We start from the raw sequence: 24,116 nt of genomic DNA on the forward strand, positions 1-24,116 counted from the left end.
AACGAATACATATTCAGTTTGTGGATGGTAAATTGAATATTGTCCAATCGACCAGACAACCGGAGATTGACGGGACAATACTGCCTGCAGGAATGCAGCAGAATGTACCGTGGCATCTCTTTTTTTTATGCTTAATACCGAGTAATCAAGTGAGAAAAGTTTTATTAAATCAAATGATGGGGGAATGGGAGATGAAATTATTCAAAGTTTGGGCAGTTATTCTATTGATAGCGGTACTGACGGTGGGATGCGCCAACACAGAAAAAAGCGGAAGTGAAGCAGCCAAAGAAAACAAAGAAACTAAAGAAACCAATAAGTATGAGGGATTGACCGTGAAGCTCGGCGTTCAGGGCAGCGGAGGACTTTGGGGCAAAGCACGGGAGGAGAAATGGTTTGAAGATGAGTTTGGGAAGCTTGGTGTGAAGGTCGAATGGGCAGAGTTCCAAAGCGGACCTCCGATGACGGAAGCAATAGCTTCTAACCATCTTGATTTTGCCGGTCTTGGTAACATGCCGATCATTGCCGCCCAGGCAGCGGATATTCCATTCAAGGTTATTTCGCAATTGCTCGAAGGAAAGAACAACGTTGCGATCATCACTCCGACCAGCAGCGCGCTTAAAACGATTAATGATTTGAAAGGTAAAAAGATAGCGGTAGCCAAAGGGAGCAATGCTTATAACTTCCTCTACCGTGGTTTGGCCGAAGCCGGCATTAAAGACTCCGATGTCGAGATTATTCAGCTTCAGCCGGATGAAGCGCAGCCGGCATTCGAGTCGGGTGGCGTAGACGCATGGGCGACCTGGGACCCTTATATTACGCTTAATACGTTGACGGGCAAAGCCAAAGTGCTGACGGACGGCGAGCAGTTGGGAGTATTGTCCCCGTCTTTCCAGATTGTACGTAAAGAGTTTGCTGAGAAATATCCGGAGCTCGTCACCCTTTACCTGAAAGTATTCGAGAAAACCCGGCTATGGGAAGAGCAGAACCTGGACGAAGCGTTGAACCGTTATGCAACAGAACGGAAGGTACCGGTTGAGGTGATCAAAGGAACACAGGTACGTTCCAAAATAATCAATATACCTGTAAGTGACGAGATCATAGCCGAGCAGCAGAAAACGGCTGACTTCCAGTACGAGATTGGAAATATTCGCAAGAAGATTAACGTATCCGAGGTATTCGACAATCAATACTTGAAAGAAGCGTTGAAATAAAGGGTGTTTAAATGATTTAAAAAGCGGATAACAACTAGAAAAGTTATATAAGACAAACAAAAGAAAATAACAAAAAGCGAGAAGGAACGAAGGAGGAAGTTTGGAACTGTAGGAGCGAAGCGATCGCCTTTGTCTCCGGATTTCAACCGCAAACAGCGGTACAATTGAAAGAAATCTGGAGACAACAGCGGCCGGAAGTCCAAACATTCCACCGTAGTGACGATCGAGTCTTACGTTAGGATCTTAAGTTCGTCTTATATAGATAAGCGGAGCAAAAATGGAACGAGGTGATGGTTATGGAGAATGCGGCTGCAACGACGCTTGTAAAGGAGAAGACGAAGGCACCTGGGAGATTGAAGCGGCGGCGATCCGTGCAGATTACCAATATAGCGTTGGGGGTTATGCTGCCGATTGCAACGGTTGTGATCTGGGAGATTGCTGCTGCTATGGGAAAATTGAATCCGATTCTATTGCCTGCTCCTAGTAAAATCGTGGAGGAATTCGTCAGTCTGACGTCTTCCGGCGAGTTGTTACATCATCTTGGTATCTCAGCATGGCGAGCACTGCTTGGCTTCTTGCTGGGCGGAGGATTGGGTCTTACGGCCGGCATTTGGGTAGGCTTTTCCTACAAAACAGAACGGCTGCTCGATCCACTGCTACAAATGCTGCGTACGCTGCCTCATCTCGCGATTGCGCCGTTGTTCATTTTATGGTTCGGCTTTGGTGAAGCGTCGAAAGTGCTGCTGATCGCCAAAGGGACGTTTTTTCCGCTCTACGTCAATACGTTTCTTGGCATTCGTTCGGTGGATAGCAAGCTGTTCGAAGTCGGCCGGGTCCTTCAATTCAGCAAATGGAACATGATCACGAAGCTGGTCGTGCCCGCTGCCATGCCGAACATTTTGCTTGGAGTAAGGTTGTCGGTTGGGGTTGCCTGGCTGGTGCTGGTGGTTGCAGAAATGATGGGCTCTAGCTCTGGTATTGGTTTCTTGATCAATGATGCCAGATCATTCTCACTGACTTCTGTCGTATTCGTCGGAATTATAGTATTTGCCATTGTCGGCAAGCTAACGGATTCATTGGTGAAGCTGCTAGAACGCCGGTTGCTGCGCTGGCAGGACAGCTATAAAGGAGACGGGAAGCTATGAGTGGGCAAGTATTAGATGAGAAAGGATCGCGCTCACCGGAGGAAGGCTGGCTCCGGGTGATTCCGAGGTCGCTCCATGGCTGGCTTGTGCCGGTTGCCATCGCAATCGTCTGGGAAGCAGTCGGCCGGCTTGGTCTTGTACCTGCATCTATGCTACCCACACCGAGTGCCATTGTGAAACAGTTTGTGGAGCTTATCGCCAGCGGCGAACTCTATAAGCATATGAGCATCAGCTTTTATCGGGCACTAGTCGGCTTTTTTCTGGGCGCTGGGACGGGATTACTGCTTGGCTTGTTGACTGGTTTGAATAAAATCGCCGAAAAAACGCTCGATCCGTCGCTACAGATGATGTGGACGATCCCGCTGCTGTCGCTGATTCCGCTGTTTATATTGTGGTTTGGGATTGGTGAGTTTTCCAAAATATTAATTATCTCGCTGGGGGCCTTTTTTCCTGTCTATGTCAATACGTTTCTTGGCATCCGCAGTGTGGATTTGAAGCTGTTTGAAGTCGCACGTACCCTTCAGTATTCGCGGTTGCAGTTGATTACGAAGCTGATCATCCCGTCTGCGCTGCCGAATATCTTACTCGGTATCAGGCTGTCGCTTGGTATTGCCTGGCTGGTTCTTGTCGTGGCGGAGATGATGGGTACGAGCGCCGGCATCGGTTATATGATTCAGGACGCAAGAGCGTATATGAGAACGGATGTTGTATTTGTGGGCATCATCATTTTCGCTATCATTGGTAAAATATCTGATTCAGGTGTGCGGCTGCTGGAGAAGCGCTGGCTGCGCTGGCGTGACACGTTCAAAGGGTGACGAACACCAAGGCGGGAGGGACTTACGATGGGCAAAAGAGAGGGGCAGCTTCATTTAGGCGCCTTCATCTATTATAGCGGACATCATCATTATGGCTGGCGGCATCCGGAATCCGGGGCAGAAGGGCTATTTGACTTTAAGTTTTATAAAAAGTTGGCGCAAACCGCCGAACGTGGCAAGTTCGATATGATGTTTCTAGCTGATCTACTCTATGTCCGCGGCGTCGAAGATTCGGCTTCCGGCATGCTGGAGCCGGTTCAACTGCTTGCAGCATTGTCGACGGTGACGGAGAAGCTTGGATTGACGGCGACCGTATCGACAACATATAACGAGCCGTACAACGTTGCAAGGAAGTTTGCGTCGCTCGATCATCTCAGCGAAGGGCGTGCGGGTTGGAATATCGTAACGTCGCAGCTGGATGTTGAAGCTTACAACTATGGCAAGGATAAACACCCGGAGCATGGTCTCCGCTATGAGATGGCACGAGAATTCGTCGAGGTCGTCACTAGGCTCTGGGATACCTGGGAGGATCAAGCGCTTGTCATCGACCGCAAGGCAGGGATTTTCGCTGACGGATCGAAGATCAAAGAAGTGGAATACAAGGGGCAATGGTATTCGACGAATGGGGCGCTTAACGTCCCCCGTCCACCACAAGGTTATCCTGTGCTAATCCAGGCGGGTTCCTCCGCTCCGGGGCAGGATTTCGCCGCTGCTTTCGGAGAAGTCATCTTTACCGCGCAGCAATCGCTGGGAGCGGCTCAGGCATTCTATGCTAGTGTTAAAGGCAAGCTTGTGGCGAATGGCAGGCAGCAGGATAGTATGAAAATCATGCCTGGCCTCTCACCGATCATTGGGGCGACGGAGGCGGAAGCAGAGCGGAAATACAAGGAGCTTCAGGATCTGATTCCGCCCAGCATAATTGTCGGTGCGCTGTCTTCCGTACTCAATTTTGACCTCTCTGGTTATCCGATTGAAGGGGAGCTGCCGGACATTCCCGACCCTGTTGAAGCAACTAACGGTATGAAAAGCCGCGTGCAGCTCATTATGGACATGGCACGCAAAGAGCGCCTTTCGATTCAGGAGCTGGGAGGACGTCTGCTTGGCGCCCGGGGACATATGCAGTTTGTGGGGACCTATGAGCAATTGGCTGATTTTATGCAGCATTGGTTCGAGGAGTATGGCTGCGATGGCTTTAACATTATGCCGCCGGTGTTGCCAGGCAATCTGGATGAATTCGTCGACCATGTTGTGCCCATTCTTCAGGAGCGGGGGTTGTTCCGGAGCGAATATACCGGGAGCACACTGCGCGAGCATCTTGGGCTGGAGCGGCCAGGTCTTCGCCATTTTCAAGCTAGCCATGAACGGGGAACAGAATCCGCTATAACAGCTGCGACTTGAGAAAACGACCGGCTTTAAGGTGGTTGCAGCTACTCGGATCTCGACGCTCGCTGCGACGTCTAATAACTCATTTTGGTCCTGTAGGTTCTCTCTTTCTAGAGAGGGCCTATTTTTGGTTTAGGCTTATCCAGTGGCCTGCATACCGTGAATTCTGTGCGTGGATATTCGGTGTTTATCCATTAGCTGATTATTTATCCTGTCGTGTAGCTAGGTAATGAGCGGGCGAATCTCCGAATGCGCGTCGGAACATAGCGATAAAATTACTAGGAGAAGCATATCCCAACGCATCGGCGATCATTCCGATTGAATCCCCACGTGCTAGCATTTCCAATGCATGTGTCAAACGGGCCTGTTGACGCCACTGAGCGAATGTTAAGCCTGTATCCGCCAAGATCAATCGCCGCAATGTGCGCGGTGAAAGCGAGGCCCAGGTCGCCCACTCATCAAGCGTTCGAGTATCCTCAGGAGTTTTTAATATCTCATTAGTGATCTTCAGAAGACGTGAATCGGTGGGCAGGGGTAAGTGCAAGGGCTCTAATGGTGCTCGAACGATTTCGTCCAGCAGCACGGCGACGATCCGTTCCTGTTGCGGTTCCAAGAAGTCCTGATCATACCAGGACACAGCCCGACGTACTAAAGCGTACATAAGCTCCGAAGTAGCGATTACACAAGGCTTCAACGGCAACTCGTGACTGATACTGGGGAGGACAAGCACGCTCCATCCGCTCATCGCACCACTGATACTGACTTTATGCCGCACACCCGGTGGTATCCAGCCTGCGCGATGCGGAGGGAGCAGCCAAGACCCTTGCGCGGTGCGAACATGAATAAGGCCGCTTTCTACACAAAAGAGTTGTCCTCGCTTATGGCTATGCCAGGCATATTCTCGTGTGCCTAGCCGGAAATCATGGCCTGGGTCTTCATTGCCCCAAAAAGCGATCAAAGACGGACCCTCCAATAGATCAGTATAATCAATAGTCTTATTTCCCATGTTAGTTATTCCTTTCGTGGCCATTTCTCATTATATTTTGTCCGAATAACGTTATCATGCCTCTTCATTCCCATTGTAAGATAATAAATGAAAAAGGTCTATTAAGGCTTACGACATTATGAGAGGTGAATCTGATGAACTCCGTATCTTCTACAAGCACACCCGTCAGCACAACAGGACTGCTGCGGCCCGGCGTTCCCGCCTGGATCGCCTCCGCAGTTGCTTGCGTTTGCGCATTTATGGTTGTGATGGACAGCTCTATCGTAAATGTCGCTTTATCAGCGATGAGTAATGATCTTGGTCTCTCGGCGACGGATCAACAATGGGTTGTGGACATTTATTTGCTGGTGCTAGGTGGCTTTATGCTGCTTGCCTCCCGAGCTAGCGACATTTATGGAAGAAAAGTCATTCTGCAAACCGCTCTGGTGCTGTTCACTGGCGCAAGCTTGGTCGGCGGTTATGCTACAAATGGCGCTATGCTATTGGCTGCTCGAGCCGTTCAAGGCTTTGGAGGCGCGGCGCTGGCGACGTCCACGCTTGCTGTCATCGTTGCCTCCTATCCAAAAGGGGCCAAACAGAAACGAGCCATCTCCATGTGGGCTGCTTCTTCGTCACTTGCTTCTGCTTTTGGTGTCATTATCGGCGGTATATTAACCAGCTTCGCCAGTTGGCGCTGGGTCATGTTCGTCAATGTACCGATCGGCGTTGCACTTAGTTTTATCGTTGCGTTCAGTCTCAGACCCAAGCTGAAAGATACGAGACGTGAGAAGTTAGATGTTCCTGGCGCGGTCGCAATCACACTGGCCATCGCCGCCTTCATTTACGGAATTACGCAGAGCGTCGATCAAGGCTGGGGTTCGCCGGTAGTACTTTGGACACTTGGAGCATCGCTGTTCTTGCTTGCAATATTCATTTGGCTAGAGCAACGTTCCAAGCAGCCTCTGATTCCGCTCCAGATCTTCCGCCATCGAAATGTGCCGATCGGTATAATCATGGTACTCGGACTAGGAGCAACCTTAACAGCAAATATGTACTTTCTCTCCCTTACGTTGCAAAATATTGAAGGAAATAGCCCGTTTGCTACTGGGCTTGCCTTGTTGCCGATGGCGATTACGCTTGCGATTGCCGCTATCGTTTCTCGTCGCCTGGAGGCTGCGGGGATCCGTAAGCTGCCATTTATCGGTGGCCTACTGGCTACAGCTGGATTTGTATGGTTGCATGGGTTGCCGATTCATCCCAATTACGTTACCCAGTTGCTATTCCCAAGTCTACTCATTGGTGCCGGTCTGGGGCTGATGCTGATGACGGCTACTCATGCCGTACTAGCAGGCATTCCATCCCAAGATTCCGGCGTCGCTGCAGGGCTGCAAAATACAGCCCGTCAACTCGGCGGCGCGATCGGAATTGCAGTTCTCGTAACTATTGCGAACACAGCGGCAGGGGGACCAGCAACTACCGATGGCATAACCGCTGCATCTCAGTTAACTGGATATCACGCGGCTTTCCTGGCGAGTGGAGGAATCAGCGCTCTTTCGGCGTTTGCTTCATTATTTTTGCTGCGCCATACCGACTAGAACAGCATTTTCGTATGGGAAATATGTAATCTACTCCTGTTGATTGAATTTATAAGCGCCTGTTCTCTCATTAACTATGAGGGACAGGCGTTTTCTCTGATATTTCAAGAACGTTCTGCCCTAAACGGATAGAATTGCTATTACCGCCCGAAAATACAGGGGAAGGCAGACCCTCGAAATCGAATCGAGTCATGCTCAATGGAATGCTGTGGAAAGTAAAAACAGGCGCTCCTTGGCGTGATTTACCTGATCGATTTGGTCCTTGGAAAACCTTGTACTCTCGATTCCGTTTGTGGAGCAATGCAGACCTTTTTGAAAAGATATTTGAGTTCTAGCGATGCGGACTTGCAGGATGTCTCTCTAGACAGCACTTCCTGTAAAGCGCATCAGCACGCAGCAGGGGCTAAAAAGGGACTGGAAACGTCGAAACAAACCAAGAAATCGGGCTTTCCCGTGGTGGACGAAATACCAAAATCCACGCCGTAGTGGACGCGCTGGATCATCCGGTTCGCCTACTTACTTTTTACGGCTGGCAATATAAATGACTGTACGGTAGTTATTGAAGTCTTGTCAGGCGTAACGTTGTCCGAAAGTGCTGTTTTAGCCGATAAAGCCTATGGAACTCTGGACGTTCGAGATAGAATCTCTGCATAACAATTTGCCTGCTGTGATAGAATTGAGAGAAATTGCTTTTAGTCTATACTGGAAGGGAAATTGCTGATGAAATCTTTGTCCTATAACAGGGGTTATATGGCCGTGAGTGTTGCTCTGATCTATGTCTGCATTCAAATGCTTCCCGATGCGCCTGCAGCCCGGTGGGCGGCGATCGGAATATGTCTCTTGTATGTCGCAGGGCTAGGCGCCGTTTTTAAGCTCTCTTCGCTACGCGCCCTGTCTCTGGTGTTTGCCTTGCTATATGGTTCGGCGCTCGCTTACGGTTTTTTCTTCAAGGATCAGTTTTCCCTACTCTTAATCCTACAGGGGTTTCTTACCAGCTTTATTGCCCTTAAGCTGCCGGACTTGCTTTCTGCACTAGAAGCAGGGACTTTCCTGATGATTACCTTTGTCCTGCTCGTTTATGTTCAAGACTATACATGGGTGTCGCTACTTCGGCAGGAACTGTTTATTCATATCGGTTTGTACGCTTTGATGCGCACGGTTCGGATCAACCGGGGTCGGGATATTGAAAGGATGGAGCATGCAGAAGAACAGCGTCGTAATGCGGAGGAGCTAACTGTTGTCCACGCCGAACTTGCGCAGACGCATGACCAGCTTCGGCGGGCGCACGAGGAACTTGAGCGGGCGACGCTGCAGTCGCTGCGTTATGCGGTGCTCGAAGAACGGAGCCGGATCGCCCGGGATATTCACGACAGTATCGGGCATCGGCTGACGTCTGTCATTGTGCAGCTCCAGGCCTTGCCTTACGTGCTGAGAAACGATGAAGCTAAGTCGGCGGAAATCGTGAAAAATGTGCTAGGGGTCGCACGCAGCTGTCTGCAGGAGGTACGCACGGTCGTGCACAATATGAGCGTGGATGAGACCGGGGCAGGAGCCGTTTCGCTACGCAGTCTAGTGCAGCAGACCACATCATCATTTGATCTGGACATTACTTTGGACCTGGACGAAAGCGAAGATCAGGATGCCTGGCCACTCGATACTGCAGTCGTGCTGTACCGCTGTCTTCAGGAGGCGCTGACAAACACCATCCGCCATGCGCAAGCGAAACGGGTTGAAATTTCTATAATGCGGAGCGGAGAAGAAATAATGCTTCATTACCGCGATGACGGAGAGCTTGTATCTGGCAGTGATTTGCATGAAGGCTTCGGGCTGAACGGCATTCGCAAGCGCTGTGCGGAGGCGGGAGGACGTTGTGAGATCGGAGCGCAGGAACCACACGGTTTCGGCATGAATATTTGGCTGCCTCTGGCAGCACTGAAGGAGAAAGAAACGTATGGATAAAGCGCGTATTTTGCTGGTGGACGATCAACCGCTCGTCAGGCAGGGCTTAAAATATATTATTGAGGCACAGTCCGACATGGAGGTGGCCGGCGAAGCCGGCAACGGTCTCGATGCTGTGAAACTGGCGCAGGAGACAATGCCGCATCTCATTCTTATGGATGTGCAGATGCCAGAGTTAGACGGGATTGAAGCAACCCGGCGTATTCTGGCGCAGCAGCCGGACTGCCGGATCGTCATTCTGACAACGTTCGATACAGAAGAGTATGTTTATGAAGGGATTCGTGCGGGAGGAATCGGCTACCTTCTCAAGGACACGGAACCCGAAGAGCTGCTGATGGCCATCCGCGCCACGCTGCGAGGCGAGGTCATTTTCCGGACCGCACTTGCTGCAAAGCTGATCGGGCAGGTATTTCAGAAGCTGCAGGCAGATGCCGCTGCGAAAGTCGGCGTTGAAACATCGGAACACGGAGGAGACTTGTCTTTGATCCAGACTTTTACCAACCGTGAACTCGAGGTGCTCCAGCAAATGGCCTACGGCCTGCGAAACGAAGAAATTGCCGCAAAGCTGTTTGTCAGTGAAAGCACAGTCAAAACGCATGTCCACCGTATTCTGCAGAAATTTGACGTCCAGGATCGTACGCAGGCGGTCGTCTACGCTATCCGCAATGGAATCGTTCAGTAGGTATTTGTCATGAGCAAGGGCCGGTAAATGCCGGTTTTTTTTTTATGGATACAGGTCTAGTTAAAACAATCATTCACTCGTCTATACACCTGCAGATTGATTCTGCTCGGACAGCAGAATACACCCGCCGATGGACGCGGTGCCTCCTTAGGTCCGGTAAGATGAAGACATCCCAAATGAAACAACAACCAAGGAGGAACTCAATCAATGACAACTAGTACCTGGATTTCCATCATCGCCACTTTTGCAGTAATCGTACTCAGCACTTTCGGACGTAAATCCTTTAACGGCATTCGTCTTCTAATTCCTGTCGGCATCCTCGGATACTTCGGCGCCACGTACCTGAAGGATGTGCCGACTGGCGGCAATAACAGCTGGCTTCTTGCAGCATCTATCCTGTTCGGCGCTCTGATCGGCGCCGTGCTGATTCCCCTTGCCAGTGTCGAACGTGATAACAAAGGTAAAACGTATGTAACAACCGGTATTGCTAGCGTTGCCGTAATGGCAATTGCTTTCATTCTGCGTATTTTACTGGTCGAATGGGTAACACATCATATGGAAAAGGCTTATCTCTATTCGGTCCAGCATCATTTTGACCTAAATTTAATTGCACCGGCATTCGTCCTGATGGCTATAGCCATGGTAGTGGTTCGAATCGGCGGTGTAGTTGTTAAAGTAAAGCGAGTAAAAACCGGAGCGAAGCTCCAGGATCAGCGCGTGTTAAGCTGAGGAATGAAATCCGTTAGTATATCAGTTAGTTCCGGCACCATGTATGTATCTGTGTACTTTATATCACCGTCACTACAGTGGCAAAGCAAAAGCCCGTGCTTAACGCGGGCTTTCTTCACATCTACCCATTCTGCGCTATATTTTTGTTGAAGTAGCACTATTGAAATTAGTTTTCAGACACGCCCTAGGTTGGATGTGTTCGATTATATACAAAATGTTCATATTTAATATTTTGAATATTTAACTATAAAGAGATAGAATAGAATGATCAACTTGATTTGTTGTCGTTTATGATAGTTAGAAAAGTAGACAGCAAATACGTACTAGGAGGAAACAGGTAGTGGAAATTGGTATAAGCACCTTTGTTGAGACAACGCCTGATGTACATACCGGTAAGACAATGAGTCATGCTGAACGCATACGTGAAGTGGTGGAGGAAATCGTGCTGGCAGATCAAGTGGGACTGGATGTGTATGGTGTTGGCGAACATCATCGTCCTGATTTTGCCGCTTCAGCACCCGCAGTGATCATGGCCGCGGCTGCAGCTCTGACTTCAAAAATTCGGCTTACGAGTGCGGTAATGATTCTTTCGTCTTCTGATCCGGTGCGCGTATTTCAGGATTTTGCCACACTTGATGCAGTATCAAACGGCCGTGCAGAGATTATGGTGGGACGTGGATCGTTTATGGAATCATTCCCGCTCTTCGGATACGATGTGAAGGATTATGACGAACTCTTTGATGAGAAGCTGGATCTGTTGCTGCAAATTCAGCAATCCGAGAAAGTCACTTGGAGCGGTAAACATAGATCGGCAATAGATAATCTGGGTATCTATCCCCGTCCGGTGCAAGATCGCTTGCCGGTATGGATTGGCAGTGCGGGTAGTCCAGAGTCTGCCATTCGCGCCGGAGCCATGGGATTACCTTTTGCACTCGCTATTATTGGGAATGTTAGTCCCTCGCAATATGCGGAGCATGTTAAGCTTTATAAAGAAGCGGCTGCCAAGGCAGGCCATGACGTCTCGAATTTGCCGATTGCCACGCACTCCCATGGGTTTATTGCAGAGAGTAATGAGAAGGCGCTTGAGCAGTTTTTCCCTTCGACACATGCCCGGACGAATTTTAGAGCAGTGGAAAAAGGGCTGCCGCCATATCATCGTGCAGATTATGATGCAGCGTGTAAGTTTGACGGGGCCTTATATGTAGGCGATCCGGAGACCGTTGCGAACAAAATCATTTATCTGCGCAAGGAAGTGGGCATTACGAGATTCCTGCTACATGTCCCACATGGTACAATGCCGCATGCAGAGGTGATGGAGGCGATCAGACTGCTCGGAACCGAAGTAGCGCCTCGTGTGCGGGATGAGATCTCGCGCTGGGAACAAGAGAATCGTTAATTTACTTTTATAGGAAAAACGGCAGAGATGCCGTTTTTTTTAATTGATCGCTGAGAGAGCACACAATCGACCAGTATAACGAGAGCAGGACACGGAGAAAGTTTGATGATCGTAGATTTAAGTGAGGGATACCTACAGGGTGTCATAACCCCTGGCAAAAGTACCATCAGGATGTCACTATTGCCCTATGGATTTTGATGGTATGATAGATAACGAGGTGAATTTATAATGACTAATGAGACACCAATCGAGGAAGAGAACAACAAACAACCGGAAATGTCCGAAGAGGATTGGACTGAGCTTTTAAAGGCGGTTCATCATAACAGCCTCGTAGCATTGCGAATGAAATTCCAGGATGTTGAAGGACAAGTATTGAACATGGAAGCTTACGGTCCAGTTTTTGTGTACAATGTGAAGGATGAGTCTGGTAATGGATATTCATGCGGTTTTTTCCTGCGGGAATTGGTTGCGAGATTCCAGTCCGGTAATAAACCGGAAGTGTGGCTGGCTTCATTCTTCTATGAAATGATGAAGACTCCCGGGGGCAAGGCGCTTCCTAAACCGCCTGAGAGCGAAGATGAAGCTAAAGCAGTCATCGATAATGTGCTCGTACCGCATTGTATAGCGGCAGTCCAGGAGGAATTCGCACCCCAGCAGGTTCATGCAGGGTTGGCCTGGAGTCAGGAGCACGGACCGATGTTTGAAACCGGATTTCCGGAAATTACGGAAGGCAGCAACGTGTGTGCCATTCCACTCCATGTATTGCTAACCCATTTGCAACTGAACCGCGACCCTGCGGAACTCCTTGTTCAAGGCTTGTATCACATCCGTAAAGAACATGGCCTGGACTAAATTGAATAACCAAGGAAAGATTTCGAGAAAAACGGCAGAGATGCCGTTTTTTTGTGTTCTTGAATCACAATGAAGACTTTACCTTCTGTGAAAAATCTTTATTTAATCTTTTTATAGTGAAAATGTTTAAATATTTATTAATTTATTTTTATACTGATTTTCTTTTAACTTTCCTATTACATTCAGTTGATATAATTACGTGAATTTTTAAATGGGAGAGGGGAAAATAACTTGAAGATAAGGAATCAGCGCTGGATGGCGATCGTCCTTATGACAGCGATGGTAGTTCAATCCTTATGGTCTTTCGCAGGGACAGGCCATGCAGCAACAGGCCCGATAAATACCAATAATCTGGCGAAGAATGTGGTCATCAGCCAGTTTTATGGGGGCAAAAAAGATGATGTCCTCGATCTGTATACTAACGACTTTGTAGAATTATTTAACCCTACAGCGGAGCCGATTTCCCTTAACGGCTGGTCGATCCAATACGCTGATGATAAGAAAAATAGCTGGAAGGCAGCAATTCTAGGTACCCCAACAGCTCAAATTCCCGCGTACGGTTATTATCTTGTCGCGCTCGGTAGCAATGGGAATGTTGGAAGCCGACTACCTCAGCCCGATGCTACGGAGAGTTCTTTTAAAATAGGAAATAATAGCGGTAAGCTGGCACTCTTGAATACTACCCAAATCTTGACTTCCAATGACCCGATGAAGGACACGTTAAAAGACAAGGTCATTGATTTTGTTGGATACGATCCTGTTGTGGATGCCTCCTTGGGCAGTCCCGCGGTGCAAACTGGCAAGCAGTCCACGATACAACGACTAGTATTCGATCCGCTTGATCCGGAGAAGAGCACGACTTCAGTCGCAACTCCGAATCGGGGAAACAACTGGGATACACGTAATAATAGCAAGGACTTTGAAAAAACAAAAGATAGCAAGCCACGCAACTCGAGTAGTACAGCCGCTTATGCGATTCTGGAGAATGATCAGAATGTACAGATGAAATCAGGATCAACCGTTGATCCGGCTCATAACAAAATCACCCTCACCGCTTTTAATGGAATTGTGAAGCAGGGGCCCTGGACTTCTGAAGACTTCACCGTTACCGGACTTCCAGCGGGATTGTCTGCGACGGCTAGTGCCAGTGGTGAGCAGATCGAGATTACGATAACTGGTGATGGAACTGCACACATTGTCGCTGATTCCAATCTTGCCTTTGAAATTAACCCTGGTGCTTGGAATCAATCCAACAAACCAACTAACCCAGTGAGCGTGTACCAAAAGAACAACACCGCGACATTGGTTAAATTCACACCATCCAACAAAATTGCAGCGGTTCCAGCGTCATCTTCGATCAAAATGAGCGGTGCGAAGGATCTGAATGCACGTCTGCAGTTGAATCTTACGACAGGGGTTCCGGCCAACGGGACGCTGAACTCCAATGCTTACAGTCTGTCAGGACTTCCTTCTGGCGAATGGAAGATCGTGGTGGAGGGGCAGAGCAGTGACAACACAATTACCTTCTCCATTTCGGGGACAGCTACCACTCCTGTGATGGATACGCAACAAATCAAGGTGATTTTGAAGCCAGAGGCTATGCAAGATAGTGACTGGTTGGCTTCTGATCCGATAGTCATTTCTTTGCTTCGTTACAGCCAGCCGGTTCGTTCCGATGAGGCGCGCAAGCAGGAAGTAGAACAAAGTATTGTCGAGGATAATACCAGTTTCAATGATGCAGTGACCAAAGAATATAAATATAGCAGCAACGCGATGGGAGCTAATGAGTACACGTTCTTGCGCGGTACACATTCGCTGTTCAAAGCCGATCTTGCGTCGGGGCTGATCCCATCTCCTGCTTCGATCATTGCCGGGTGGAAAGACAAGGATATTCTAACTTACACACAAGGCGATGCGCATATTCAGAATGTGGGTACTTTTAATGACAGCACCGGTCTGATGGTGTTTAGTCTGAACGACGTGGACTCTGCCGGAATCGGAAGCTTCTATGATGACTTAATCCGTTTTGTCACGAGTACTTATGTAGTGAAATACGATAAAGACAGCTCGGGGCCCGTAAATATGCAGGATGCTGATTTCCGCGATGTCTCCAAAACCTTCCTGGATACTTATAAGGATACACTGATTGAGATTAATAACGACAACAGCAAGAAAGCAACCAAGCTGACGAGAAGCAATGTTACTGCATATACCCAAAGTGTCATGGACAAAGTCTCTAAAGTGTCTTATGCTGAGGCACTGCAAAAATTGCTGGGTAAGCGGGCGCTAAATGGAAAATTAAATGTCGATGGCAATCCAGATAAGTTTGAATTGGCCACGGCTGCTGAAGTAGCAGCAATAAAAGCGGACTGGGAAAATTATAAAGTCCAGGTCAGAGGGAACTTCCCGAAACTTAGCGATGATCAGTTTAATGCCTATTTTACAATTAAGGATATTGTACGTCGTATTCATCAAGGCATTGGCAGCATAGGGGTAGAACGTTACAATGTGCTGATCGAAGGTCCGAGTGATATCAATACGGACGATATCTTGCTTGATGTAAAAGAGCAAATGCAGGATGCTAATATCTCTAAAGATGCATATCTCAAAATTTCAGTAGATACCGATGCTTATCTGGGTGTGCTTGAAGCTACGAAGCGCTCGTTCCTGATCCGGGAAGTCTCGCCATTTAAGGGCGATTACACCGATAAGACATTCAAAAATAAAGATGAACTGGAACAATATTTAATTGATGCAGCAAAGGCTTACGCTTATGCGGATTCTCGTCTGGATAAGGTGTCCGATGAACTGAATTACAAGTTTGAAGAGCGTTTTGTAACGAATATACTGCCGGTGTGGAACGACCTGGAGAACTTTATTGTTAATGCGGCTGAGGATTATTCGCATCAAGTGGTAGCGGACTTTGCACTTGTTCAAGGCGACATGTTGGCCGGAAAATTAATTGATGTTTCCACGCTGGACAAATTGACTGTAGATACAGGCACGTTGTCTCCATCGTTCGATGCTGGAATCACCGATTACAGCTTGACTGTCGATCATTCGGTAGAATCGTTGAATATTACGGCAAAGGCTAGCGATGCAAAGGCGAGTGTGACAGCTCAAGGCGAACCATATACTAATGGAGCAGGTCACACATTGAAGTTGTCTGTTGGGAGGAATGACATTCCCTTCACTGTGACAGCACGTAATGGCTCTACCAAGACATATACTGTGACCGTGATTCGGGAAGCGGCAGAAGAAGCAAGCAGCAGTGCTGATTTGAGCGACTTGAGGTTGTCCAGTGGTACCCTGAATCCTGTGTTCGACGGTGCTTCGACTCACTATTCATCACAGGTGGACAATAAGGTATCGAGTATTACCGTAACCGCAAGCGTCTATGATAGTGCTGCTACATTCACTGTGAACGGTACTATAGGAATAAGCGGTCAAGCCAGTGGGCCTTTCAACCTGAAGGTGGGTAGAAATGAGATCACCATTGTAGTGACAGCTAAGGATGGCTCCAGCAAGACCTATATCGTGACTGTGATCAGAAAAGCTGCGGAGGAAGCAAGCAGCAACGCGGATTTGAGCAGTCTGACCTTGTCGAGCGGTACATTGAATCCAGTCTTTGCATCTGACGTAACCAGTTACGCAACTCAAGTTGATTACAACGTATCCGGCATTACGGTAACTGCGAATGTCTATGATAATGCGGCTTTGCTCACTGTGAACGGTACTCCGGTAGTCAGCGGGCATGCGAGCGGGACTATTGATCTAAAAGTTGGAAGTAACATTATTCCGATCAAAGTGACGGCACAGGATGGCACCCTTAAGACCTATACTGTGACTGTGACCCGGACTGCAGAGAACACACCGGATCCAGGAACACCGGACCCAGGAACACCAGGTCCAGGAACACCAAACCCAGGGACACCGGATCCAACAACACCAAGTCCGTCAACACCTTCGACTCCGTCAAGAGGAACAAATAACGGAAACACTCCAGTAAATTCCGGCAGCTTTGCCGTGGACGGTGGCGTACTGACCTTGAATGGAGCAACGATCAGTGTGCCGGCCGGGTCGATCGAGAGCGGAATTGAGATTACTGTATCTAAAGTAAGTCAATCCTCGAACCTATCCACCGATGACACATTGAAGCTATTGGGCGATGTATATGAGATTACGAAGAATAAAGCTGGTGATTTTGCCCAACCGATTACGATTACATTGACTTTCGACCCGTCGAAGGTGAACTTCAATAAATCAGTTGTCGGTTTGTATTGGCTGAATGAGCAGAGTAAGAAATGGGTTCAACTGGACAATCTGAAAGTGGATCAAGCTAACGGAACGGTGTCCGGAACGGTTACTCATTTTACGAAATTTGCTGTTCTGGTATCCGACAAAGCAGAACCTTCGATTCCGAAGGTGGCAAAGGATTTTGCCGATATCTACGGACATTGGGCAGAGATCAGCATTAAGGAATTGGTGTCCCTCGGTGGCCTTACCGGTTACCCTGATGATACCTTTAGACCTGACAACAAAATTACAAGAGCTGAATTCGTGACGATGATCGTTAAGACTTTTAATCTTCAGTCTGCAAATGGGCAAGAGTTTGCTGACACTAAGACACATTGGGCTCACGATGCTATTGCAACAGCGGCAGCACTAGGCATTGTTAACGGTTATAACGGAGACGTCTTCGCTCCGAATGAGTGGGTGACTCGTGAGCAGGTTGCAGCAATTGTTGTTCGAGCCGCTCAACTGGTTTCAACCGACAAGGACATCAACTTCTCTGATAGCTCCAAGATTTCCGCTTGGGCTCGTCCTGCGCTTGCAACAGCGATTGATCAAGGGCTTGTCAACGGGTATACCGACGGTACAGTGAAACCGACAGGGAACACTACCCGTGCAGAGGCAGCCACAATACTTCTGAGAGCACTTCAGTTAAAGAAATAAAGTATAGCTACAGAAGGCTGTTTTCCGGCAGGTAATACCTGTCTGGGGAACAGCCTTTTGCTTTAAATAAATGAAGTATTATACTCACGTTGAATTTTCATGGTAATATATGGTCGTTAATCTGTTTTCGAACAAAAAATTGATCCGTAGGGAGAGGGCATATGTTAGTACCACAACTATATTTGAATGGTGCTTGTTCTGAAGCTATCGAACTATATAAAAAGGCGTTTAAGTCTGAGATAGACTCAATTATGTATGACTCTGAGAAAGAACCTGAAAAATTTGTGATTCATGCGGAAATGCACATTCTTGGAACTAGGGTAATGCTTAGTGATTTTGGTGGAACTAATGAGTCATCTGTTGATTCCACTATGGAAATTGTCGCCGTATTTGAAAATGAAGAGGTTTTAAGAGAGGCATACCAAGTAATGAATGATGGCAGCAAAACAATTACCCCAATAGGCCCAATATTCTTCAGTGATTGTTTAGTCTCATTTGTTGATAAGTTTGGCGTTCGATGGTGTTTTATGGTATAAGATGAGGACCGACGATATAGAAAAGGAGTGCGTTTGTGAAGCTCTATAAAAAAATTGATTATCGGTTGAGCAAAAAGGATACACCGTTGGTCGTGACCGAACGGATCGGACAAGCTTTCCATGATGCTGCATTTGATCCCCAGGACATCAAATTTTTCGTTGACGGCTTTACGCATGGTGTGTCCGGAATCGACAGGCTGCTAAAACATAATCCAACGCTCGTTCCTTTTTGCCATACGGCTGAGACATCGCTGGGCCATGAGAAGAGACTGACCAACCTCCCCGCACGTTGGGACGGGGCCAATCCGGACGGTTGCAACGTTTCGCTTCAGATGCAAGATGTTATCGAAATTGTAAGTGGAATTCCGCGCCGCTACCGATTGAATCACGCGACTTTCGTGTTCGATCGTCTTTCGATGCTCAGTCGAAGCCCTGATTCAGCCAAAGTGGCACCGATTCCATTCGTCGCTAAGGGAGATGTTGGTTATACCAGGTTGTTTGCGCCGAGGATAACGGGATGGAGTGACTACCCGTCGCCATGCATTCGGCTTCAGAGCGATTGGAGGATTTCAGGAAGAATAAATTTTTTGGATGCGATTGTGGAGCTTGGTGATATCACGGATAGTGCTCCACAGCTGGAGCTGAATGAAAGCGAACGTCGCTTTTTGGAGACTATCGGAGAGATTTACCATGAGCGAGTATTTTGCGCTCCCTCTACTGAGGAGGAGGCTGCAGCCGTTTTTGAGAACATGATTGCAGGCGAACGGATCGTGCAATCATGCTACGAAGAGGGGAATTTGGTTGGAGTCCAATTTCCATATCAACTGAAGCCACTTAGGATTGAAGATGTCCCCTCCGAACCGTTATCGGTCAAAAAAGCGATCAACCACTTTTTTAAACAACGCGGCTTCATTTACAATACCAAATACAGCGGCAGTGGCATCTTTACAACTACAAAAGTAACCAAGCATAACCATCTCGTGAAACTCACCTTCAGCCGGGGCAAATTCGATGCCAACGTCTCGTGCGTAGGCAGCATAGAAGGTCCTCTATGGAGACATGAATTTAAACTTCCTAGCTCTGCCGATTACATGAGGCCACACGGAGTTACCCGACAAATTGACGTGGATCATCAGATCGGCAATATCGCTGCGGCTTATGATGCCGCCAAGAAGCGGATCGTCGAGGCGATCGACGACCTGTACGGTGCAGAGCCAACATGGCTAACTTATTTATAAGTCTAAAAATCCTAAATACTGATCGTTTTTTCGATATTCAAACTATAGGCTGACTATAGTTCCCTGTTAACTCCTGATTCTTCATATATATCCGTATTAACATTCAAATCAATATTTCTATATTTACCTATATCCGACTAACAGAAAACTATAAATCAACAAAACAGCGGCAGATCAGGACTTCTTATCGTCCAAGGCTGCCGCTGTTTTATTTAGCTCAGTGTAATTTTTATATTTTGCCTTACTTAATGGAAGCCTCATAAATAGCATGAATGGACTTGGACAGCAGGGCGTTGAATTCCTCGTCTGTCTGCCCGGCACCTAATCCTTCGGATAAGCCGCGAGAGAAGCTGGCGATCAATCCGTGATGACGGGCCAGTTTTTCGTTGGCTTCCGATTGGCTATAGCCGCCTGATAGAGCCACTACCCGCAGCACGTGTGGATGATCTATAAGATCCCGGTAGAAATTATCTTCTGTCGGAATGGAAAGCTTAAGCATAACCTTAACGTCTGGGTCCAGGGTAGATAAGTGTGAAGTAAGCTCTTCTTTTAACAGTTTCTCTGAAGCTTCTTTATCTGCACTGTAGATATCCACTTCGGGTTCGATAATCGGAATCAGCCCACTATCAAGGATTTGATTGGCGATAGCAAACTGCTGTTCAACTACTTGTTTGATTCCCGCGAGATTAGCTTCCTTAATCACAGAGCGCATTTTTGTTCCGAAAATATTTCGTTCGACTGCCCGCTTCAGAAGCTCGTCCAAGCCGGCAATAGGCTTCATAAGCTGAACTCCGTTTTTCGGCTCGGCAAGTCCTTTATCGATTTTTAAAAAGGGTACGATGCCTTTCTGTTCCCACAGATAATCGGCAGTATATTGTCCGTCAATGAAACGGTCCATCGTGTTCTCGAATAAGATCGCGCCCAGAATATACTGTGCATCAAAAGCCGGGCTCTTGATAATGCGCGTTCGCATCTCGTGGACTAATTCATACATTTGTTCTTCATTCGAATAGCGGTCTTCTTTAACACCATATTGCAGCAGCGCTTTCGGCGTACTTCCTCCGCTTTGGTCCAAAGCCGCGATAAATCCCTGTCCGGAGTGAATTCGATCCAGTTGCTTCGTATTCATGAATGTTCCCCTTCCCTTTCGTGGATTGTGGCAATCATGTATGCTTTTATTATAGCACTTATAATAGAAGGTATACATTTTTAGAGATACCTGGGCAGCTTGCGCGAACATTCTACTCATAAAGGAAAGATGGATCATATGAAAGTTGATTTAGGACAAGATAGCATAGAGGTTCATGTGCAGTATGGGAAAAGAAAGAAGCTTAAGATACAGATCGATTCGATTGGTCTCGTTACTGTTAAAGCGCCCAGAGCAGCAAGCGAAGAAATGATTAGCAGCGCTGTGGCACAACACGGGGCATGGATATTGGAGAAGAAACAGAACATTGCCAAAGCTATGGCAGCCCCTAAACAAAGAGAGTATAAAGAACAAGGCAAGTTTCTACATCTTGGAAAAGAGTATGACCTTCATGAACTTATAGATACAAGTGAGGGGAGTGAAGAGGAGCTTAAAACGAATCTCAAGAAGTTTTATTTTTCAAGCTGCAAGAAGATCGTTGGGGAACGAATCCAAATTTATCAGAGCCAGTTAAGAGTAAAGCCGAAGACGATTGACATCGTAGAGTCCAAAACCAAGTGGGGTAGCTGCAGCTTTGATAAAAAACTCACTTTCAATTACCGTTTGGCCATGGCCCCCCTTGAAGTAATAGATTATGTGGTCATCCATGAGCTTTGCCATCTGCTGCATATGAATCATGACCGATCTTTTTGGAGACGGGTCGGAAGTATCATGCCGGATTATAAAGAAAAGGAAGAGTACTTGGCAAGATATGGACATGCAATGACACTTTGAAAAAATCATATACAGACGATTGTTATTATGTTATCCTTATGTGTTACGTGTGAAAAAGAAAATTACGTTTGATTTATATATGTACGTAAATTAAGGAGACAAAATGACATTTCAAGATTTGAATATTATCCCTCCGATCTTAGAGGGTTTGAGCAGAGCGAACTACACTTCCCCGACACCTATACAAGAACAGGCAATTCCAGCCGTGTTGGCTGGTAGAGACCTGCTTGGTTGCGCGCAAACAGGAACAGGGAAAACGGCAGCATTTTCTGTGCCGATCATTCAATTATTATGCGAAAAGCCGAATGCACCCAAACAGGTTCGTCGTATTCGCTCTTTGATTTTAACGCCGACAAGAGAACTGGCTATTCAGATTTCGGACAACATCAAGGCGTATAGCCGGTATACCGACATTCGTTGTGCGGCGATCGTGGGTGGTGTCTCACAGAAAGTGCAGGAGCGGGCGCTGAGTCAAGGTGCAGATATTATTATCGCGACCCCAGGTAGACTTATAGATTTAATTAATCAAAAGCGGATTGACTTGCAATATGTGCAAATATTGGTGCTGGATGAGGCCGACCGCATGCTGGATATGGGCTTTATCCATGATGTGAAGCGAATTATCTCCAAAATGCCGAGCAAGAAACAGACCCTTTTCTTCTCTGCGACGATGCCTCCGGAAATCACTAAAATGGTGAAATCGATTCTGGTCGATCCTGTTAAAGTAGAAATTACTCCGGTATCCTCTACTGCAGAGCGCATTGAGCAATCGGTGTATTTATTGGAAAATGGTAAGAAACAGAATCTGTTGAACCATATTTTACAGGATAAATCGATTGTTTCAGCATTGGTGTTCACCCGTACCAAACGTGGAGCGGACCGTGTGACACGTGATTTGTCCAAAGTGAATATTACTGCACAGGCTATCCATGGCAACAAGTCACAGACTGATCGGCAAAAGGCATTGAATAATTTCAAGAGTGGAGCTACACGCGTGCTGGTGGCAACGGATATCGCAGCAAGAGGTATAGACGTTGAGGAGCTCTCGCATGTAATCAACTTCAATCTTCCTAATATTCCAGAAACGTATGTTCACCGCATCGGCCGTACGGGTAGAGCTGGGAATAGCGGAAAGGCTATTTCTTTCTGTGAGATGGAGGAAGTTCCGTTCCTTAGAGATATTGAGAAGTTGATCAAGAAGAGCATTCCTGAAGTGAAGGATCACCCTTATCCGATGACAAGTGTGCCACCGCAGTCTTTTAAAACTAGCAAAGCCTCAGCACCAGCCAACAAACCGGCCAAGTCCAAGGCGAACCCGGCGCGCAAGCCTAAATCCGAGTGGTTTAAAAAGAGTGGCACTGCCAGCCACGATAAAACGGGTGGCGGTAAACCAAATAGCGGTAAGGCTAGTAGCGGTAGAGCAAACTACAGTAAACCAAACGGCAGTACAGCAAACGGCAATAGAACGAACAACAACAAAACAAACAGTAATACAACAAGAGTAAGCAAAGTTCAATAAGGTGAACTCTTTACGAATAAACATAGCTCAATAAAACAGTGGTAGTTCAGGACTTATTTTCTCGTCCGGGGCTGCCGCTGTTTTTTTATTAGGTACGATAATATTGTTTGCCAATTGTAATAAGTAGTATAATTACCAATGATGCACTGTTTCATTTTTGTTTCAATTTTCATGAAAGGGAAATTTATGCTTGCTGCCGATTCTGAAAATTAAAGAGTGAAGCATTCATTTTCATTGCCGATATAACTCTTGTAAGGATAGAAGGAGGATGAATATGATTGAAGAACTGGTAGAATCCTTTGGGAGCTGTGACATTGAGATTATAGCGGTGGAGCAATTATCGCTGCCTCTGACACAGGATGGGAAACACCGAATCCTGGTTGTGCCCAGCTATAACATAGCAGAGATGCTAGAAGAGACTTTGGAAGATGAGAAGTCTCTGTCAGAAGTTGTGGATAGAGGACTGGAAGAAGTACATAGTCTATCTATCATGGATGCATTTCGGCGCATTGCCGGGTCTTTTCTCATAGATGTAGATCTTCCGCTTGAGCGGAAAAATGTTGAGGGGAAGAGTTTTGAAGATATTTATGCTGCCTATGCTTTAGTATGGGAAGGCGATGAAATGCTGAACGAGAAGAGGGCTGAGATAGAGGAAGCGGACGCTTCTATACTGACAACACAGTGGGTAAAAGAGAATATCGAAGATGGAGATAACGTTATTATTTTGACATTGTCTGCTGGTTCAGGGTATGAAGCGCCCCTCTGGGTTCCGATGGGTGGGTATAATGAATGTCCTCTGCCTGTGTACCAGTCGGTTGTGTTTAAGCATTGGCAGGAGCAATACCATGTGACCCCTTTGGCCGTTACACAGGATTTGTGGGTTCTACAAGCCGGCACACGGCCCCAGACATATGAAGCAGCGCTGAGACTGGCCAAGGAGCATTTTATATTTTGCCATTACGTGCTGGACCAAGGCTATACTTTAGGGAATTATGCGGATTATTTAATGAAAAATGATGAGTGGGCTTTCTGGTGGGATTAAAGATGTCTATTAGAGTTTGAAGTCATTTAAATTAAATCCATACTAAATTACTGCGAATAGTTGAAATATAAATAAAATAGATTTATAATCAGTTAATCATCAGTGAGTAACGACATGAGAGATTAACTGTTTATAAAGTGAGAGGATGTTAT

The 24,116-nt window shown here is 47.1% G+C and carries 21 protein-coding genes; 19 read left to right on the forward strand and 2 right to left on the reverse strand.

Translation table 11 applies throughout. The features are described 5' to 3' along the window. Positions 1 to 191: 191 nt before the first annotated feature. From ACFORK_RS13175 to ACFORK_RS13190, 4 genes are all read left to right on the forward strand, one after another. Positions 192 to 1,211, forward strand: coding sequence for an aliphatic sulfonate ABC transporter substrate-binding protein (locus ACFORK_RS13175; RefSeq protein ID WP_379199523.1), 1,020 nt, complete (start codon positions 192 to 194; stop codon positions 1,209 to 1,211). Positions 1,212 to 1,507: 296 nt separating this feature from the next. Next, positions 1,508 to 2,356 carry an ABC transporter permease gene (locus ACFORK_RS13180; protein WP_379199983.1) on the forward strand — a complete coding sequence of 283 codons (849 nt, stop codon included), beginning with the start codon at positions 1,508 to 1,510 and terminating at the stop codon, positions 2,354 to 2,356. After that, the gene (locus ACFORK_RS13185) at positions 2,353 to 3,171 is read left to right on the forward strand and encodes an ABC transporter permease (RefSeq protein WP_379199525.1); all 819 of its coding nucleotides are present in this window, start codon (positions 2,353 to 2,355) and stop codon (positions 3,169 to 3,171) included. Before ACFORK_RS13180 ends, ACFORK_RS13185 begins: the two co-directional genes overlap by 4 nt. 27 nt (positions 3,172 to 3,198) lie before the next feature. Beyond that, positions 3,199 to 4,569 (forward strand): LLM class flavin-dependent oxidoreductase, encoded by a 1,371-nt coding sequence (locus ACFORK_RS13190; protein WP_379199527.1) that lies wholly within the window; start codon positions 3,199 to 3,201, stop codon positions 4,567 to 4,569. A gap of 187 nt (positions 4,570 to 4,756) precedes the next feature. Here ACFORK_RS13190 and ACFORK_RS13195 read toward each other — a convergent pair whose 3' ends face one another. Further along, positions 4,757 to 5,560, reverse strand: coding sequence for an AraC family transcriptional regulator (locus tag ACFORK_RS13195; protein WP_379199529.1), 804 nt, complete (start codon positions 5,558 to 5,560; stop codon positions 4,757 to 4,759). Between the two features lie 134 nt (positions 5,561 to 5,694). Between ACFORK_RS13195 and ACFORK_RS13200 the strand changes: the two genes are divergently transcribed. The 12 genes from ACFORK_RS13200 to ACFORK_RS13255 all read left to right on the forward strand — a co-directional run bounded on the left by ACFORK_RS13200 (position 5,695) and on the right by ACFORK_RS13255 (position 19,482). Further along, complete coding sequence (locus ACFORK_RS13200; protein ID WP_379199531.1) at positions 5,695 to 7,134, forward strand: MFS transporter; 1,440 nt, start codon at positions 5,695 to 5,697, stop codon at positions 7,132 to 7,134. 134 nt (positions 7,135 to 7,268) lie between these two features. Then, positions 7,269 to 7,469: a transposase gene (locus ACFORK_RS13205; RefSeq protein WP_379199533.1), complete on the forward strand. Its 201-nt coding sequence runs from the start codon at positions 7,269 to 7,271 to the stop codon at positions 7,467 to 7,469. Next, positions 7,372 to 7,620, forward strand: coding sequence for a hypothetical protein (locus tag ACFORK_RS13210; RefSeq protein WP_379200010.1), 249 nt, complete (start codon positions 7,372 to 7,374; stop codon positions 7,618 to 7,620). The genes ACFORK_RS13205 and ACFORK_RS13210 overlap by 98 nt, the downstream gene beginning before the upstream one ends. A gap of 15 nt (positions 7,621 to 7,635) precedes the next feature. After that, on the forward strand, positions 7,636 to 7,788 hold the full coding sequence (locus tag ACFORK_RS13215; protein ID WP_379199985.1) for a transposase: 153 nt from the start codon (positions 7,636 to 7,638) through the stop codon (positions 7,786 to 7,788). A 75-nt stretch (positions 7,789 to 7,863) separates the two neighbouring features. After that, positions 7,864 to 9,093 (forward strand): sensor histidine kinase, encoded by a 1,230-nt coding sequence (locus tag ACFORK_RS13220; RefSeq protein ID WP_379199535.1) that lies wholly within the window; start codon positions 7,864 to 7,866, stop codon positions 9,091 to 9,093. After that, the gene (locus tag ACFORK_RS13225; protein WP_379199537.1) at positions 9,086 to 9,775 is read left to right on the forward strand and encodes a response regulator; all 690 of its coding nucleotides are present in this window, start codon (positions 9,086 to 9,088) and stop codon (positions 9,773 to 9,775) included. Before ACFORK_RS13220 ends, ACFORK_RS13225 begins: the two co-directional genes overlap by 8 nt. Positions 9,776 to 9,982: 207 nt before the next feature. Then, positions 9,983 to 10,504, forward strand: a complete 522-nt coding sequence (locus ACFORK_RS13230; RefSeq protein WP_379199539.1) for a CcdC protein domain-containing protein — start codon at positions 9,983 to 9,985, stop codon at positions 10,502 to 10,504. 340 nt (positions 10,505 to 10,844) lie between these two features. Then, positions 10,845 to 11,900, forward strand: coding sequence for an LLM class flavin-dependent oxidoreductase (locus ACFORK_RS13235; protein WP_379199541.1), 1,056 nt, complete (start codon positions 10,845 to 10,847; stop codon positions 11,898 to 11,900). 228 nt (positions 11,901 to 12,128) lie between these two features. After that, entirely contained in the window at positions 12,129 to 12,752 is a 624-nt protein-coding gene (locus ACFORK_RS13240; protein WP_379199543.1) for a hypothetical protein, read from the forward strand. Between the two features lie 231 nt (positions 12,753 to 12,983). Continuing rightward, positions 12,984 to 17,708: a cadherin-like beta sandwich domain-containing protein gene (locus ACFORK_RS13245; protein ID WP_379199545.1), complete on the forward strand. Its 4,725-nt coding sequence runs from the start codon at positions 12,984 to 12,986 to the stop codon at positions 17,706 to 17,708. A gap of 161 nt (positions 17,709 to 17,869) precedes the next feature. Beyond that, positions 17,870 to 18,244: a VOC family protein gene (locus ACFORK_RS13250; protein ID WP_379199548.1), complete on the forward strand. Its 375-nt coding sequence runs from the start codon at positions 17,870 to 17,872 to the stop codon at positions 18,242 to 18,244. A gap of 35 nt (positions 18,245 to 18,279) precedes the next feature. After that, positions 18,280 to 19,482 (forward strand): hypothetical protein, encoded by a 1,203-nt coding sequence (locus ACFORK_RS13255; RefSeq protein WP_379199550.1) that lies wholly within the window; start codon positions 18,280 to 18,282, stop codon positions 19,480 to 19,482. A 241-nt stretch (positions 19,483 to 19,723) separates the two neighbouring features. Here ACFORK_RS13255 and ACFORK_RS13260 read toward each other — a convergent pair whose 3' ends face one another. Continuing rightward, entirely contained in the window at positions 19,724 to 20,611 is an 888-nt protein-coding gene (locus tag ACFORK_RS13260; RefSeq protein ID WP_379199552.1) for a fructose bisphosphate aldolase, read from the reverse strand. Positions 20,612 to 20,749: 138 nt separating this feature from the next. Here ACFORK_RS13260 and ACFORK_RS13265 point away from each other — a divergent pair, with 138 nt between their 5' ends. From ACFORK_RS13265 to ACFORK_RS13275, 3 genes are all read left to right on the forward strand, one after another. Further along, entirely contained in the window at positions 20,750 to 21,403 is a 654-nt protein-coding gene (locus ACFORK_RS13265; protein ID WP_379199554.1) for a M48 family metallopeptidase, read from the forward strand. A 103-nt stretch (positions 21,404 to 21,506) separates the two neighbouring features. Further along, a complete protein-coding gene (locus ACFORK_RS13270) occupies positions 21,507 to 22,922 on the forward strand; it encodes a DEAD/DEAH box helicase (RefSeq protein WP_379199556.1) in 1,416 nt (471 codons plus the stop codon). A gap of 274 nt (positions 22,923 to 23,196) precedes the next feature. Beyond that, positions 23,197 to 23,964: a DUF4253 domain-containing protein gene (locus ACFORK_RS13275; RefSeq protein ID WP_379199558.1), complete on the forward strand. Its 768-nt coding sequence runs from the start codon at positions 23,197 to 23,199 to the stop codon at positions 23,962 to 23,964. Positions 23,965 to 24,116 lie beyond the last annotated feature (152 nt).

The sequence above is a fragment of the Paenibacillus sp. GCM10012306 genome, from assembly GCF_042649265.1.
GTDB lineage: Bacteria > Bacillota > Bacilli > Paenibacillales > Paenibacillaceae > Paenibacillus_AQ.